This is a genomic window from Sanguibacter sp. 25GB23B1, from assembly GCF_040012415.1.
GTDB lineage: Bacteria > Actinomycetota > Actinomycetes > Actinomycetales > Cellulomonadaceae > Sanguibacter.
This window is the reverse complement of sequence record NZ_JBDYKL010000021.1, coordinates 1-14804: the sequence shown is the minus strand read 5'-3', so window position 1 is coordinate 14804 and position 14804 is coordinate 1. Positions and strand designations below refer to the sequence as shown.

At 69.6% G+C, this 14804-nt stretch carries 15 protein-coding genes; 5 read left to right on the top strand and 10 right to left on the bottom strand.

The window, feature by feature from the left end; all coding sequences use genetic code 11:
- The first annotated feature begins 190 nt into the window (after positions 1-190).
- A complete protein-coding gene (locus ABKW26_RS12335) occupies positions 191-1366 on the top strand; it encodes an AI-2E family transporter (RefSeq protein WP_348594063.1) in 1176 nt (391 codons plus the stop codon).
- Positions 1367-1400: 34 nt separating this feature from the next.
- On the opposite strand, the gene ABKW26_RS12330 is transcribed toward ABKW26_RS12335, so the two are convergent.
- The 5 genes from ABKW26_RS12330 to ABKW26_RS12310 all read right to left on the bottom strand — a co-directional run bounded on the left by ABKW26_RS12330 (position 1401) and on the right by ABKW26_RS12310 (position 5073).
- Positions 1401-1736 carry a hypothetical protein gene (locus ABKW26_RS12330; RefSeq protein ID WP_348594062.1) on the bottom strand — a complete coding sequence of 112 codons (336 nt, stop codon included), beginning with the start codon at positions 1734-1736 and terminating at the stop codon, positions 1401-1403.
- A gap of 75 nt (positions 1737-1811) precedes the next feature.
- Positions 1812-2696, bottom strand: a complete 885-nt coding sequence (locus ABKW26_RS12325; RefSeq protein ID WP_348594061.1) for a pentapeptide repeat-containing protein — start codon at positions 2694-2696, stop codon at positions 1812-1814.
- 66 nt (positions 2697-2762) lie between these two features.
- Positions 2763-3578, bottom strand: coding sequence for a hypothetical protein (locus ABKW26_RS12320; protein ID WP_348594060.1), 816 nt, complete (start codon positions 3576-3578; stop codon positions 2763-2765).
- Positions 3575-3943, bottom strand: a complete 369-nt coding sequence (locus ABKW26_RS12315; RefSeq protein ID WP_348594059.1) for a hypothetical protein — start codon at positions 3941-3943, stop codon at positions 3575-3577. The genes ABKW26_RS12320 and ABKW26_RS12315 overlap by 4 nt, the downstream gene beginning before the upstream one ends.
- 746 nt (positions 3944-4689) lie before the next feature.
- Entirely contained in the window at positions 4690-5073 is a 384-nt protein-coding gene (locus tag ABKW26_RS12310) for a hypothetical protein (RefSeq protein ID WP_348594058.1), read from the bottom strand.
- A gap of 307 nt (positions 5074-5380) precedes the next feature.
- Between ABKW26_RS12310 and ABKW26_RS12305 the strand changes: the two genes are divergently transcribed.
- On the top strand, positions 5381-6073 hold the full coding sequence (locus tag ABKW26_RS12305) for a hypothetical protein (RefSeq protein ID WP_348594057.1): 693 nt from the start codon (positions 5381-5383) through the stop codon (positions 6071-6073).
- Here ABKW26_RS12305 and ABKW26_RS12300 read toward each other — a convergent pair.
- The gene (locus ABKW26_RS12300) at positions 6058-6219 is read right to left on the bottom strand and encodes a hypothetical protein (RefSeq protein ID WP_348594056.1); all 162 of its coding nucleotides are present in this window, start codon (positions 6217-6219) and stop codon (positions 6058-6060) included. The genes ABKW26_RS12305 and ABKW26_RS12300 overlap by 16 nt on opposite strands.
- Positions 6220-6460: 241 nt before the next feature.
- Between ABKW26_RS12300 and ABKW26_RS12295 the strand changes: the two genes are divergently transcribed.
- Complete coding sequence (locus ABKW26_RS12295) at positions 6461-7480, top strand: Fic family protein (protein ID WP_348594055.1); 1020 nt, start codon at positions 6461-6463, stop codon at positions 7478-7480.
- 302 nt (positions 7481-7782) lie between these two features.
- Here the strand turns inward: ABKW26_RS12295 and ABKW26_RS12290 are convergent, their stop codons facing one another.
- From ABKW26_RS12290 to ABKW26_RS12275, 4 genes are all read right to left on the bottom strand, one after another.
- A complete protein-coding gene (locus ABKW26_RS12290; RefSeq protein ID WP_348594130.1) occupies positions 7783-10314 on the bottom strand; it encodes an EAL domain-containing protein in 2532 nt (843 codons plus the stop codon).
- Between the two features lie 169 nt (positions 10315-10483).
- Entirely contained in the window at positions 10484-10972 is a 489-nt protein-coding gene (locus ABKW26_RS12285) for a heme-degrading domain-containing protein (RefSeq protein WP_348594054.1), read from the bottom strand.
- A gap of 41 nt (positions 10973-11013) precedes the next feature.
- Entirely contained in the window at positions 11014-11685 is a 672-nt protein-coding gene (locus tag ABKW26_RS12280) for a response regulator transcription factor (protein ID WP_348594053.1), read from the bottom strand.
- Positions 11682-12884, bottom strand: a complete 1203-nt coding sequence (locus ABKW26_RS12275) for a histidine kinase (protein ID WP_348594052.1) — start codon at positions 12882-12884, stop codon at positions 11682-11684. The genes ABKW26_RS12280 and ABKW26_RS12275 overlap by 4 nt, the downstream gene beginning before the upstream one ends.
- Positions 12885-13026: 142 nt before the next feature.
- Here ABKW26_RS12275 and ABKW26_RS12270 point away from each other — a divergent pair, with 142 nt between their 5' ends.
- Together ABKW26_RS12270 and ABKW26_RS12265 are read left to right on the top strand one after the other, a co-directional pair.
- Positions 13027-13929 (top strand): ATP-binding cassette domain-containing protein, encoded by a 903-nt coding sequence (locus ABKW26_RS12270; RefSeq protein WP_348594051.1) that lies wholly within the window; start codon positions 13027-13029, stop codon positions 13927-13929.
- A complete protein-coding gene (locus ABKW26_RS12265; RefSeq protein WP_348594050.1) occupies positions 13926-14720 on the top strand; it encodes an ABC transporter permease in 795 nt (264 codons plus the stop codon). Before ABKW26_RS12270 ends, ABKW26_RS12265 begins: the two co-directional genes overlap by 4 nt.
- Positions 14721-14804 lie beyond the last annotated feature (84 nt).

Sequence of the window (14804 nt, the reverse complement as noted above, 5' to 3'; positions counted from 1 at the left end):
GTACCGGATCCCTGGCGCGCCCACCAGCGTCGGAGCGGACGAGGAACGGGGGGCGATGGGCGCCGGGCAGGACGAGACAGATGGTCCGACCACGCCGGACGAGGGCACCGCTCACAGCGAGGGCGCCGGACCCAGCGAGGGCACCAGGCTCGACGTGAGCAGCGACGCGTTGGGCGCCTCGACGAGAGCGGTGCCACGGTCGACAGACCTCGTGCCGCGCAGCATCCAGTCCGTAGCCGCGTGGTCGTGGCGGCTGGTCGCGATCGTGCTCGGCGCCGCGTGCGTCGTGTGGCTCGTGTCCTACCTCAAGGTCCTCGTCGTCGCGGTCGCCGTCGCCCTCCTGCTCACTGTCCTCCTCCAGCCTTTCGCCCGCGTGCTCCGCACACGCCTGTACTTCTCCCCGGTGCTCGCCTCGGCCACGGCGCTCGTCGCGCTCCTCGCCGGCGTCGTCGGTCTCGTGGTCGTCGCCGGCCTGGAGATCGCCAGCGGTCTCGCCGACCTCGGCGGCAAGGCCGAGCAGGGCATCCAGCAGCTCCTCGACGCCCTGGCGAGCGGCCCGCTGCACCTCGACTCCGACGAGATCGACGGCTATCTCGACGAGATGTCGTCGGCCGTCCAGGGCGGATCATCCTCGGTCGCGTCCGGGGCCCTGACCGTGACGACGACCGTCACCGAGGTGCTCTCGGGCGGGCTCATCGCCCTCTTCTGCACCTTCTTCTTCCTCTTCGACGGCCGGCGCATCTGGACGTGGATCGTCGGTCTGCTGCCACGTCACGCACGCGAGCGCACCCACCAGGCCGGCCGGCGCGGGCTCGTCACCCTCGCGTCCTACGTCCGGACCCAGATCCTCGTCGCGTTCATCGACGGGCTCGGGGTCGGGATCGGAGCGGCGATCATCGGTGTCCCGCTCGCGGTGCCGCTCGGGGTCCTCGTCTTCCTCGGCGCATTCGTGCCGCTCGTCGGGGCAGTCGTCACGGGGGCCGTCGCCGTGCTCGTCGCCCTCGTCGCGAACGGCTGGGTGACGGCGCTGATCATGCTCGGCGTGGTTCTCCTCGTCCAGCAGATCGAGGGGCACGTGCTCCAGCCATGGCTCATGGGCCACGCCGTCTCGCTCCACCCGGTGGCGGTCGTGCTCGTCGTGACGGGCGGGACGCTCGTGGCCGGGATCCTCGGCGCCCTCTTCGCGGTGCCGCTCGCCGCGGTGCTCAACACGGTGGTCCTCTACTTCCACGGGCACGACAAGTTTCCCGAGCTCGGCTTCGAGGACCATGTGTCCCTGCGCCCGAGCGGCCGACGGGCGGTGATGATCACCGCGGCTGCGCGGCACGTCGGTGAGCCCGGCCCGACGACGAGGCTGCGCACCTGAGCGTCCGAGCCTCGGGAACGGCCCCGGCGCCGGGTCAGAGCCTGAGCGGGTCCTTCGCGCCGAGCGCGTTGGTGACGAAGCTGATGCAGCGCGCCTGGGGCGCCTCCCACCCGTCGGCCTTGCCGCGGGGGTAGACGTTCATGTCGGCGGTGAAGAACTTCTCCGTCATGTCGACGACGAGGTCGGAGCCCGGGCGCAGGTAGTAGAGGAGGAACGCGCCGCCCTGGTTCCACTTGCTCGTGGGGTAGAGGAGGAACGCAGCGCCGGTGTCGAGGTTGACCCACTCGTGGCAGCCGATGCCTCCGCCGTTGCCGACAGGGACCTCAGAGCCCGTCCAGATGTCCGAGCGGTCCTTGGAGACGATCCACATTGGTGCTGTTTCCCTTCGAGTCGACCGCGCCAGAGTACCGATCGGTGGGCACCGTGGCGGCGACTCGCAGGGTGATCAGCGGGTGGACTTGGGCTGCGTCGGCCCGGTGCCGGCCGCTGCCCAGTGGGCCGGGCGCTCGAGCGCCGCGGGGATGCGGGTCGCCGCGTCGCCCCGGGCTGCCTGGACCTGCATCTGCGTGAGGAAGAGCGCGCCACTGAGGTCGGCGCCCCGCAGGTCGGTGTCCCGCAGGTCTGCGCCGATGAGGTCTGCACGGTAGAGGGTGGCGCGCGAGAGGTCGGCTGCCACGAGGACGGCGCCGCGCAGGTTCGCCCCGGAGAGGTCGGCGCCCGGCATCCGCGCACCGACGAGATCGGCGCCGCGGCCGACCCGCTTGGGCAGCCGTGCGCGCCGTGCTCGGACGACCGCCTCTCGCGCCGCCTCGCTCGCCGCGAGGAGGAGCGTGTTGACGTCCGTCCGGTGCGAGGCGACGTCGACGCCCGCGATCGTCTCGGGCTCCGTGACGGTCAGCCGCTCGGTCGCGTCGAGCGCGGCGCGCAGCTGCTCGGCGAGCGGCCCCGACGGGTGGAGGTCGAGCGCCTCCGTGAGGTACCACAGGAGCTCGTGGAGGTGGCGCATCGTGGCGAACACGTCGAACATGAGGCGCGCCGAGCCCGGCTCGGCCCGCCAGTCCGTCCCGTGGAACGTCACCTGCGCGACCTTCTGACCCGCGCCGAAGCACTCGTACACGGTGCAGCCCGGGAAGCCCTTCTCTCGCAGCGTCGTGTGGATGCCGCACCGGAAGTCGCCCTGGAGGTTGACGCACGGGTCGCCCGCCGCCTTGGTGAACGCGAAGTCGTTGGACCGCGCGAACGGCAGGGCCACGCAGCACAGCGCGAAGCACCGGGAGCAGTCGGCCCGCAGGTCGAGGCGCTCCCGGTCCGGGACGGAGGGATCAGGCACGTTGGTGAGCGTACTGCGGTGGCCCGTCGAAGCGCCCGAGCGGGTTGCCGCAGCCATAGGTGAGGGCTACCAGGAAGGGCGTCCTGGCAACACGGAAAGGCTCCAGTCGCTGCATACGCGGCGGAACCCCGGAGTGTCGACGTTGTCGCTACGGCCGTCGGAGCTCGGGCCTTCGTCCGCCGGGAGGAGGCCATCGTCTTCCCGACGGTTCCACCATGCAAGGCAGCGCCCGTAGCCGGTCTTCGACGGGAAGGAGATCCCCAGAGGCTGAGAACCATCGTCCAGGACGAGGTCGCGGACGTGCTGGGCGATCAGGGTGGTCGCTGCTCGATTCTCCCCGGTCGCGATGCTCGACGTCAGGAGGGTGACCCCGACCGAACGGAGATCGGCGGCGAGCGCATCATTCAAGGTGTTGAGTGTGTCCGGATGATCGATCAGCACCCACCAGCCCTCCAGTGGCATACGAATGGGGAGCAGTGAACGCTCCATCTGCCAGTCGACCGACACCGCCCAGGGGGTGTCCAACCCGTTGTCGAGTGCGTCCTGTGTGACGTCTCGGACGTACTCGTCGACATCCTGTCCGGCGGCCTGGGCATCAGCTGCGAGAGCCTGGCGGTTCTTGCGGAACGCCTGCAAAGTCTCGGCGAAGCAGCACTCCGGCGAGTCGCCGAAGTAGACCGTGCGACCGATCGTGTCGAAGCGTCCACGCACCTCCTTGACGGTCCGAGGCAGCGCTCCGACATGGCCGTTCGGCAACGAGGCGAGCGGTCCGGATCGCCGTGTGTAGCGGTCCTTCGCAACCCGGAACGCGAGTTCTCCTGTGGCAGGGGCCAGCCGCACACCGGTACTCGAGCAGGTGCGCGACTCAGGGCTCGCGATCACGCCGGGACGTCGCTCACGAACGCCTCGGCGGCGCCCAGCACTTCCGCGGCTCGTAGGTCCCTGACGAAGGTGACGGGTGTGCTCTCGCCCAGGCGGGGGTTGGAACCCACCATCCACGCGAGCGCGACGCTGCTCCCCTCGGCATCCTTGAGGATCCTCCACGTTCGGTAACCCAGGACCAAGCGATCAAGCTTGTCCTGACCGGGTCGGGTTCCCTCGGCCCACTTTTTCGGGAGCGAGCGCGATCCGGCACCTGACATCGCGGCGACGACCGAGGCTCCGAGCCCGTCGACGAGCTCTCGGACGAGATCCGGTACGGGCATACGGGTCGCATCGGCATGCGTGGTGATGATTCGGGATGCCATACAGCAACTATGCGGCCAGAGTGTCTTGGATTCAACCCGGATGAGCCGCATAGCGAACGGATATGAGCCGGAAGGTCGCTGGATTCGATCGCCGCCGGTCTAGATCAGTGCCCTGCTCGGATCAGTTCGACCCGAGGAACGTCCGCCCGCCTTGGTGACGCGAAGTCGGTCGAGCGAACGGCAGGGCCACGCGGCACAGCGCGAAGAGCTCATCGGTGCTCATGGTGCGGGCGGTTCCTCTCGGCGCCTGTCGTCTCGTACTTCGCCATGAACGACGTCGAGGGCCCTCCGAACCGTCCCGATCCCTACGACGTCTCGGGGGCGGAGCACGCCGGATGGTCAGCGCGATCTGCCCTCGAGCACAGCTCCCGCAGCACCACTTTCGCGTCGGTGCCGACCGGGATCGCGTCTGGCCTTTCGCCCGCGCCTGCGAGCCACTCCTCAGGGGACTCGCAGTAGCGCAACGACCGACTCTCGGAGTCGGCGAGGACGATGTTGGCATCACCTTGGTGAGCTGAGGCCATGTCAGAGAATGCCGCCTGGCAGAGGGTCAGCTCCAGAACGGGGGGTTCGTCACGCGGACCGCAGGCCCTCAGCGTGGCCACGACCCCGACGACGACGACGAGCACCCCGAGACGGGCCGGCCACCGACGTGCACCCTCGCTCGATGGCACCACGGGCTGACCTCCTCGAGCGCTGGGGACCAGACAATCATGCAGGGTGCCCGCACCGACGTTGGGCTGACTTCAGATGTCTCTCGGCCGGATGGTGATGACGCTGTCGTCGCTGTTCACGGTGATGCGCAGTTCAAGAGTGGAGTCGCTGGCGCTGGTGGCCACGGTTCGCGTGAGGTCGGTTAGTGAGGCCAGGTCGACATCTGCATCGGCCTGCACGTCCAGCGTGCCGATCGGTGTGACACGAGCTCTCGTTCCATCGTCGAAGAGCTGGATGGCTGGCCATGCGACGCTGTCGATGCCGTCGATCGCGAGCAGGTCGCCCGCAGCGGCGACCATCCGCAGGCGCAACGCGACGACGTCCGCGTCCGAGGTGTAGAAGAGCTGAACGTCTGGGATCTGGGCCACGACGTAGCGGTAGAAGAGCCCAGGATGGTGTCGCTCGTCGATGAGCACCAGGCTCGTGGTGAGAGTCAGCGCGGCCACCACCACTGTTGCGGCTCGCTGACGTCGAGTGCTCGAGAAGCGGGTCTGCAGGTGAGCTCTTGGGTGCCTCCGGCGGGACGATCGTTCGTCTGTGCTGTGTGGCGCCTGTCGGGCCGAGCCCACGGTGTTCCCCTCGTTCGTTTGGACCGGGTCGTTCGACCATGCGCCCCGCGTGGAGCAGAAGCAAGAGCGTTTCGCGGAGGTCTGGCGGAGAACGCCGGCTGGGTCGTGCCGGTCTGTACGCTGCTGGCCAGGAGCGTCGGTCGAGGGGATGAGCATGCGTGCTGTCAGTGTCCGATCGCGTCGGCTGGCTGTCGTGCTCGCGTTCGTGCTCGTCGCGGGGGGTGTGGTCGCCGCAGTGGTGGGTGTGGTCCGTTGGCTCGAGCCGGTGACCAGCTCGACGGGTCACGTGGCCGTACCGATGCAGCTGCGCTCGTCGGACGGCGTGGGTGCCGACCTCGTGCTCGAGGTCGACCAGAAGCCGTACCCCGAGGTCTCGGTGTGGGGCGTATCGACTGGTGGGCTGCCCGACCGGGACTACCGATCCGAGCCCATCGGCGTCGTGACGGTCCGTACCTACGAGGCGTCGCTCAGCGAGCAGCTTCTCTCGCGTGCTGACGCGCTGCTGCGCGGGGTCGCGCTCCTCGTGGCGGCCCTCGCCCTGCGCCCGGTGCTCGTCGCGATCTCTCAGGGTCGCCCGTTCCGACCGGCGCATCACCGCCTGATCAACGTGGTGGCGGTCTGCGTCGTCGCCGGTGCCTACGTGGCGCCGATCCTTCCATGGTGGGCGAGCGCGCTGGTGCTCTCGAGGCTGGACGACGCGTACGGGATGTCGACGAGCCCGCCGCACCACTTCGAGGCGTTCGTCGTCGCGGCGCTCATCGTGCTTGTCGGCGCGATCGTGCGCGCGAGCGCGCCCGACCCGGATGACGAGCAGCGTGAGCTCATCGCCGATCACGTCGAGCGCTGATCCCCCCGGCGACGGACGTCCCGGGGAGGTAGCCACACGCCCACGAACCGCGAGCGAGGGTCGCGCACCTGGACCGAGACGAGGCGGGAGGTCCACTCGATGACGAGGGCGTCGAGGTTCTCCTGCCCGTCGATTTCCCAGAGCACGCGCCTGACCGTCACCAACGTCATGACACAGAACATCTAGGCCCGCGCAACGGCCGAACGCCCGGCCGATCGTGATGATATGATGCTTACTAAGCATCAACTCTAGGTCGGAGAGATCATGTACGTAGCCCCCGTCCTCACGGACGAAGAACAAGAGGTTCGCGTAGCCATCCAGGACCTGAGCGAATCCCTGAGGCACCAGGTTGGTCAGGCCCGCCGTTGGACGGCCCCACTTCGTCGAATGACTTTCGCTCGCAATGTGCAGGGATCGAACAGCATTGAGGGCATCAATGCGAGCGTCGATGAGGTGGCAGCCATTGCCCAAGGTGAGAAACCGGCTACCGTCGACGAGGAGACTGAGCGGGCCCTTGCTGGCTACCAATTGGCGATGACCTACGTGCTTCAACTCGCCGAGGATCCTGTCGTAGTAGACCCCACCCTTATCCGCAGTTTGCACTACATGGTGACATCGTACGATCTCACGAAGCGACCCGGGCGGTATCGCAAAGGGCCGGTCTTCGTTCAGCAGGAGCTTACTGGGGACATCGTGCACGAGGGAGCCGAAGCGGATGCGCTGCCTGCATTGATGAAAGAACTGGCTGAATCTATCGAGGAAGGCGGTGACAGCCTCGTCAACGCAGCCATGGCGCACCTGAACTTTGTCCTTATTCACCCGTTCAAGGATGGTAATGGACGTATGGCACGCGTGCTGCAGTCCCTCGTGCTCGCCGCGGACGGCGCCATCTCGCCCATATTCCTCTCCATCGAGGAGTATCTCGGTCGCCACACGCAGGCTTACTACGATGTCCTCGCCACTGTGGGCAAGGGGGAGTGGCGCCCACGGTCAGCGACAACCGAGCAGGTGCGCCCCTGGATCCGCTTTATCCTTACCGCCCACTACAATCAGGCTAAGGAGCGCGCGTCCCGCATCGCCGCCGCAGGCGAGGCGTCGATGGCTCTCAGTGAACTACTTGAAACCGCCGGTGTAGATGATCGAGCAATGGAAGCGCTGTACGACGCCCTGTTTGGCGCAACCGTCACACGCGGCCGCTATATCACCTCACTCGCCGAGGCGAGCACAGAGATCACCCCGCAGACGGCCACGCGCGATCTCACCAAACTCGCCCAGGCGGGACTCCTTACGGCGATCGGGGAAAAGCGAGGCCGCGCCTACACCGCAGCAGATAAGCTCGTCGATCTTCGGCGAGAGGTCGGCCTCGGGCGCGCGTGGAAGCACGTAGATCCTTTTGCTCGGTTGTGAGACACAGATGCTCCGAAGCTACTGCCACTTCCAGTGTAGGGCGACGATGTGCAGGACCACGGGTGAGTCCCTCCCTGATCGTGAGCCTTGCCACCGCCACCGTCGGTCATCGCTCGCTATGGTCAGACAACTGTTCCACGGGCGCCCCACAGACCGCAGACGCCATTGCACGGCAACGACACGTCCGCGCCCCACAGCTGGTCAGGGCCGGTCGCGGCGAACGCGCACTGGACCAGGTTGGGCTGGGTCTCTGGCCCGCTCCCGGGGGCGGCTGAGCCACAGGCCCCGGTGGGCCTGGCGAATCACCTGGGGCTGACCTGCCCCATCACGTAGACGACCCCGCCCGCATCGTCGCGGATCACGGAGGCGCGCACCTCGGCCGGCACCACAACGCCGTCGTGACCGAGATACCGCCGGACCAGCCGGAACGAGCTGACAGTCCCGTCGCGGAGCGCACCCAGCCGCGCGGCCTCCTCAGCATGGTCACCCGGGTCGATGATCTCCGCCTCCAGTCGCCCGACCAGGTCCGCCGGGACGCGCCCCACCATCGCCGTGAACGCCGGGTTGACCCGCAACATGCGCCCGTCCGAACCACTGAGCACCATGCCTGTCGGCGCATCGTCGAACACGTGCCGGAACTTCTGCTCGCTATCAGCCAGTTCACCCTGGGTGCGCCTGACAGCACTGACGTCCCGCCCCACCGAGATGACCTCGCGAACTGTCCCGTCCTCGTCGCGCAACGCCTTGCTGCGCGTGTCGAACCACCGCTCGCCGCCGTCGCGGTGGCGCACCCTGTGGGTGGCGCGGCCGTCGTGCACCGTGGTGGGGTCGAGCGAGGCGAGGCGCGCGACGGACTCGGGGTGCAGATGGTCCAGCACCGGGGTGCCGACGAGCTGTTGCGGTGTCCAGCCGACCAGCCCCTGCGCGGTGGAGGAGGCGTAGGTGATGACGTGCTCCGGCGTCGTCACGAGGATGAGCTCGTCCGCCGCCCCGAGCGGGACGGGTGCCGGGGCGCTGGCGTCGAACATGTCCGGTCCCACCGTCCAGCGCAGAGCACGCGTCAGCCGCTCGGACGGCGGCTCGGGCATGCCGAAGTACCAGCCCTGCGCCGTGTCGCACCCCAGCGCGACGAGCTGGGCAGCCTGGTCCGCGTCCTCGATGCCTTCGGCGCAGACCCGCAGGCCGAGGACGTGCGCGGTCTCGATGACCATGCGGACGAGCACGGCGTCCTGGGCGCTGCGAGCGACGTTTTCGACGAACGACCGGTCGATCTTGACGGTCGTCAGCGGCAGTGCCCGGAGCATCGTCAGGGAGGAGTGCCCGGTGCCGAAGTCGTCCAGCGCGATCTGCACACCGTGCCCGCGGAGCTCGCGCAGCTGCTCCGCGGTGGCCTCGAGGTCGGCGACCGCCGCGGTCTCGGTGATCTCCAGGCACAGCCGCCGGGCGGCGAGCCCGGAGTCCTCCAGTGCGCTGAGGACGACGGCGACGAACCCGGGCTGGGCAAGCTGGACCGGGGAGACGTTCACCGCGACGGTGAGCTCGTCGTCGACGCCGACGGTCGAGACGGCTCCCTGGCGGCACGCGGTGCGCAGCACCCACTCGCCCAGGTCGTTGATCAGCCCCGTCTGCTCGGCCACGGGGATGAACTGGTCCGGGGGCACGTTGCCGAGGACCGGGTCGTGCCACCGGGCGAGCGCCTCGACGCCGATGACCCGCCCGGACGGCAGGTCGACGACCGGCTGGTAGTGCACCGTCAACGATCCCTGGTCGATCGCCGCGCGGAGGCTGCGCTCCATCCGTCGGCGGGCGGTCGTGGCCTCGGAGGTCTCCTGACCGGTCCGGATCTGCGGGTCGTACAAGGTGGATCGTCCGCGCCCCTGCTCCTTGGCGCGGTACATCGCGATGTCGGCCTGCTTGAGCAGCACCTCGAGCGACGTCACGAGCACGCTCGGCAGGCTGAGGTCGGAGTGGGCGACCCCTACGCTCGCGCCGATCGTCACGGTGCGCTCGGTGACCGCCCCGGCGGCGTCGGCGAGCTCGACGACGAAGGGTGCGGCGGCCTCCAGGACGAGCCGGGACGCGAGCGCACCCGCCTGCGCGACGGTCAGCGGAGACGTGGCCAGGATGGCGAACTCGTCGCCACCGAGGCGCACGACGACGTCACCGACCCGCGACACCGACAGGAGCCGGCTCGCGAACTGGGTGAGGACCTGGTCACCGGCACCGTGACCGAGCTGGTCGTTGACGTCCTTGAACCGGTCGAGGTCGACGTAGAAGAGCACGGCCTGCCAGCTCGTCCCGGCATCTGCGCGCTGGAGCTCGAGGGACTGGATCTGCTCGATGAGGTACCGGCGGTTGGGCAGCATGGTCAGTGGGTCGTGCCACGACTGGTGGGCGTACTGCCGGGCGAGCCGCTCGAACACCGTCGAGACGAACGCGACCCCGAGGGACCCGTCCTCCCACTCGACCACCACGGCGTCGGCGGCGGTGCCGGGGGAGCGGCGCGCGATGACGGCTGACGCCGCGGCCGCGACCGTGGAGTCGTGCCCCATGACGAGCGACGGCTCGAGGATCATCTCGAGGATGGGTGTCCGGGCGTGCAGGAGGCGTCCGTAGCCGAGCCGTCCGGTCATGGTCATCTCGAACCAGGACCGGGCCACGAGCACCGGCCCGTCGGGCCCTCGCAGGACGACGCAGCGCAGGTCCTCCTCGCGCCGGAAGAGCTCGTCGAGCTCGTTGGCGCGGATGGTCGCGTCGACGACCACGGCAGCGACGGAGAGGTCACCGAGCAGGCCGCCGGTCGTGCCTGCCGCGCGGTCGCGGACCCACTCCATCACCGTGGCGTCCGCAGCCCGACCTGCCGAGACAGAGCGCGTGACGCGCCCTGAGCCCGGAGCGATCATGCCAGTCCGAGCAGTACCGTCATCGTCCACGGGCGCCTCATCGGCTGCCCGTGACGGCTTCTGAGGACGCCGACCTGACGGCTGGGCGAACAGCAGACGGCTAGCTGGGGTCCGTCCCGAGGAACGTCCGCAGCGCCTGCACCACGAGCGCGTGGTCGTCGAGCTGCGGGAGCCCCGACACGACCGCGACGCCGACGAGCCCCGTGCCCGCTACGACGAGCGGGAACCCGCCGCCGTGCGCCGCGTAGAGCGCCGGGTCGAGGGCGTGCTTGTCGTCGAAGGTCACGCCCTCCTCGCGGGCTTCCTGCCCGAGGTAGAGCGAGCTGTGGCCGAAGCGCCGCACGGCCCGCGTCTTGCGCTCGATCCACGAGACGTGGTCGGTGCTCGAGCCCGGCAGGGCCGCCCGGAACACCTGCTGGTCGCCGATGCTGATGTCGATCGTCACGGGTGCCTGCTGCGCGCGGGCGGCCTCGACGAGCGTGCGGCCGAGCTCCCACGCGTCGTCGTGCGTGAGCGACCCGAGCTGGAGCTCGGCCTCCTGCGCGGCGATCTCGTCGAGCGGGATCCAGGCGGGTGTCGCGTCGGTCATGATTCCCCTTCGGTGGCGGTACGGGTCGGCAGCGGTGCGTGTCAGACGAGGCCTGCGTCGTGGACGCAGATCGCGACCTGCACCCGGTTCTCGGCCTCGAGCTTGGTGAACAGGCGTCCCACGTGCGACTTCACCGTGGCGACGCTCATGTAGAGCGAGGTCGCGATCTCCGCGTTCGACAGCCCCTGGCCGATCGCGACGGCCACCTCGCGCTCACGGTCGGTGAGCCGGGCGAGGCGGTCGAGCGCCGGCTGGCTCCGGGACCCGGAGGTGTCACGCACGACGCTCGCCATGAGCTGGGCGGTGACGGTGGGCGAGAGCATGGGGTGCCCGGCGGCGACGGTCCGGACGGCGGCGACGATCTGCTCGGGCGCCGTGTCCTTGAGCAGGAAGCCCTGCGCGCCGATCCGCAGGGCGGACAGCACCATGTCGTCCGTGTCGAAGGTCGTGAGCACGATGACCTTGGTGCCGGGATTGGCTGCGAGCACCTGCTCCGTCGCGGCGAGGCCGTCGAGGCGCGGCATGCGGATGTCCATGAGGACCACGTGGGGCCGCGTATGGGCGATGACGGCGACGCCCTCCAGCCCGTCGGGCGCCTCGCCGACGATCTCCACGTCCTTGTCGCCGCCGAGGATGAGCCGCAGCCCGGCGCGCACGAGGGCGTCGTCGTCCACGAGGACGACGCGGATGGTGGTTTCAGCGGGAGGAGTCATGTCGGCCACGGGAGCCAGGCTCTCACGACGAACTGCCCACCCTGGTCCACGCCGTGCGTGAGCTCGCCCCCGGCGAGCTTCGCCCGCTCGGCCAGACCAGCCAGTCCCATGCCCGACGTCGGCAGCTCGGCGGACGGGTCGCCGTCTGCGGTCGCCTCGGGGATGGGGTTGCGGAGCACGATGTTCAGGCGCCCGCCCGGCACCCCGGAGAGACGGAGCTCGACCGGCGCGCCGGGCGCGTGCTTGCGCGCGTTCGTCAGCGCCTCCTGGATGATCCGGAAGGAGTTGCGGCTCGTCGTGTCGGCCAGCGAGCCGAGCTCCTCGGCCGTCCGGGGCAGGACCGTGCAGCTCACGACCGTGCCCGCGGCGCGGCTCTCGTCGACGAGGTCGGGCAGGGCCGCGAGCGTCGGCTGGGGGCGGTCCGGGTCGCTCGCGCCCGCGTCGACGTCGCGCAGCACGCCGAGCACCTCGCGCAGCTCGGTCAGGGCGAGGTAGGCGTTGTCGCGGATGATCGTCGCGGTGGCCCGGGTCTCGTCGCGCGTGAGGTCGCCGCGATAGGCGAGGGCGCCGGAGTGCATCGCGACGAGCGAGATGCGGTGCGCGAGCACGTCGTGCATCTCGCGGGCGATGCGGGAGCGCTCCGCCGTGCGCGCCTGGTCCACGCGCGCAGCCTGCTCGCGCTCGGCGCGGACCGCCCTCTCCTCGAGGTTCTGCAGCGTCTCGCGGCGACCGCCGATGTAGAAGCCGATCGCGACGCAGATGACGTAGACGAGCGCGCCCGTGAGGATGATCGCCCACCACGGCGTGGGGTCGTCGGGGTTGACGACGAGCTCGTACGCGTACGCGGAACCGAGCCAGACGGCGCCGACCGGCAGCACCTCCCGCCACCGGCGGCGCGCCGAGACGGAGATGACGATGATCCCCAGGGCCCCGACGCTGAACGAGGAGAACGCGGAGATGAGCGACACCACGAGCGCGATCGTCAAGGGGTGCTTGCGGCGCCACGGCAGGAGGATCACCGAGACGATCCCGAGGGCGAGGTCGACGACGAAGAACCACGGCGCGACCGTCGTGGTGTCCTCGAGCGTCACCGCGAAGGTCAGCATCCCCACGAGCAGCGCCGCCAGGACCCGCCACGTCTTGCCCCACGTGCCGAGCGGCGGCGGGGAGTAGGTGGGCAGGGTGGAGCGCGAGGGCATGAGCGCCAGCCTAGGCGGAGCTCCGGTCGCGGTGACACTGCCACAGGTCGCTGCCGGGTGCGTCGCACCCCCTACCAAAGACGCGCCGGTCCGCGCCGGATGCCCGATGCGCGCGGGCCCTCGGGAGGAGGAGGCTGGACCCATGATCACAGTGGAGAGACTCACCAAGAGATACGGCGCGTTCACCGCCGTCGACAACGTGTCGTTCGAGGTTCGCCCGGGTCGTGTGACGGGCTTCCTCGGACCGAACGGGGCAGGCAAGTCGACCGCCATGCGGATGATGTGCGGCCTCACCCCACCGAGCGCCGGGACGGCCACCGTCTTCGGCAAGCCGTTCGCCGAGCTCGTCAACCCCGGCCGCCGCGTCGGTGTCCTCCTCGACGCCTCCGCGCAGCACGCAGGCCGCACCGGGCGCGAGGTCCTCGCGCTCACCGCACTGACGATGGGCGTGGACAAGCGCAGGGTCGACGAGATGCTCGAGCTCGTCGGGCTCAACCCCAAGGAGGCGAGCCGCCGCGTCCGCAACTACTCCCTCGGGATGCGCCAGCGCCTCGGCATCGCGAACGCCCTCATCGGTGATCCTCAGATGCTCATCCTCGACGAGCCGGTCAACGGCCTCGACCCCGCCGGCATCCGGTGGATGCGCTCCCTCCTGCGCGGTTTCGCCGCCGACGGAGGGACCGTCCTCCTCTCGTCGCACCTGCTCCTCGAGATGGATGCCATCGCCGACGACCTCGTCGTCATCGGGCACGGGAAGATCGTCGCGCAAGGTGCCAAGGCCGAGCTGCTCGCCGTCGCGGGCTCCGTCGTGTCGAGCCTCGACGACGCGGGCCTGCTCGCAGCGCTCCAGCAGGCCGGCATCGAGGCAACCACCCGGCCGAGCGGCGGTCTGAGCACGCCCGCCAGCGCCGAGGAGGTCGGGCGCGTCGCGCTCGCGGCCGGCATCGTGCTCACCGGTCTCGGTGCGGCAGAGAACAACGGGCTCGAGGAGCTCTTCTTCGACCTGACGTCGGAGCACGGTCGCGAGGAGGTCGGAGCAGCATGAGCACCACGACACAGTCCACGGTGAAGACCACCCCCACACGGACGCAGCCCATCACGGCGATCCCGTTCACCCGCCTCCTGCACGTCGAGCTCCGCAAGCAGCTCGACACCCGTGCGGGTCGCTGGCTGCTCATCACGCTCGGCCTCATCACCGCGATCGTCATGGTGATCCAGGTGTGGGTGAGCGACCCCGAGTACCTGACCTTCATGGACCTCGCCCTCGGTGCAGCGACCCCGCAGATGTTCCTCCTGCCGGCCATCGGCATCATGGCGGCGACCAGCGAGTGGTCGCAGCGCACCGGGATGGTGACCTTCACGCTCGAGCCACGGCGCGGCCGGGTCATCGCGGCCAAGCTCATCAGTGCCCTCGGCTTCGGTGTCGCAGCGGTCTTCGCCGCGATCGTCCTCGCCGCCGTCGCGAACGTCGCCGGCATGGCCCTCCAGGACGGTGCCGGTACGTGGACGGTGGAGTGGGACCTGCTCGCAGGCTTCTTCCTCATGCAGCTGCTCGTCGTCGCCCAGGGTGTCGCGTTCGGCATGATCCTGCTCAACACCCCGGCAGCGCTCGTCGCCTACTACGTGCTGCCGACCGTGCTCACGCTCCTCGGGGCGCTCATCTCGTGGATGCGGACGCCCGTCCAGTGGCTCGACATGAACAGCACCACCGGCCCGCTCCTCATGGGTTCGATGGACGGCGACGCGTGGGCGAAGCTCGCGGTCTCCAGCCTCGTGTGGGTCATCCTCCCGCTCGCGGCCGGCACCTGGCGGGTGCTCCACCGCGAGGTGAAGTGACCGCCGGACCGGCGAGCTGACTCTCCCGGTCAGCCGCCGGTCAGCCGCCCGCCAGCCGGGCGAGCAGCTCCATCTCCTCGCCGC

Bases quoted from the DNA above. Each gene is read 5' to 3' on its own strand.
- ABKW26_RS12295 (WP_348594055.1), top strand. From the start codon at position 6,461: ATGACTTTCGCTCGCAATGTGCAGGGATCGAACAGCATTGAGGGCATC.
- ABKW26_RS12285 (WP_348594054.1), bottom strand. From the start codon at position 10,972: ATGACCGACGCGACACCCGCCTGGATCCCGCTCGACGAGATCGCCGCG.
- ABKW26_RS12330 (WP_348594062.1), bottom strand. From the start codon at position 1,736: ATGTGGATCGTCTCCAAGGACCGCTCGGACATCTGGACGGGCTCTGAG.
- ABKW26_RS12305 (WP_348594057.1), top strand. From the start codon at position 5,381: ATGCGTGCTGTCAGTGTCCGATCGCGTCGGCTGGCTGTCGTGCTCGCG.
- ABKW26_RS12290 (WP_348594130.1), bottom strand. From the start codon at position 10,314: ATGGAGTGGGTCCGCGACCGCGCGGCAGGCACGACCGGCGGCCTGCTC.
- ABKW26_RS12315 (WP_348594059.1), bottom strand. From the start codon at position 3,943: ATGGCATCCCGAATCATCACCACGCATGCCGATGCGACCCGTATGCCC.
- ABKW26_RS12265 (WP_348594050.1), top strand. From the start codon at position 13,926: ATGAGCACCACGACACAGTCCACGGTGAAGACCACCCCCACACGGACG.
- ABKW26_RS12275 (WP_348594052.1), bottom strand. From the start codon at position 12,884: ATGCCCTCGCGCTCCACCCTGCCCACCTACTCCCCGCCGCCGCTCGGC.
- ABKW26_RS12270 (WP_348594051.1), top strand. From the start codon at position 13,027: ATGATCACAGTGGAGAGACTCACCAAGAGATACGGCGCGTTCACCGCC.
- ABKW26_RS12280 (WP_348594053.1), bottom strand. From the start codon at position 11,685: ATGACTCCTCCCGCTGAAACCACCATCCGCGTCGTCCTCGTGGACGAC.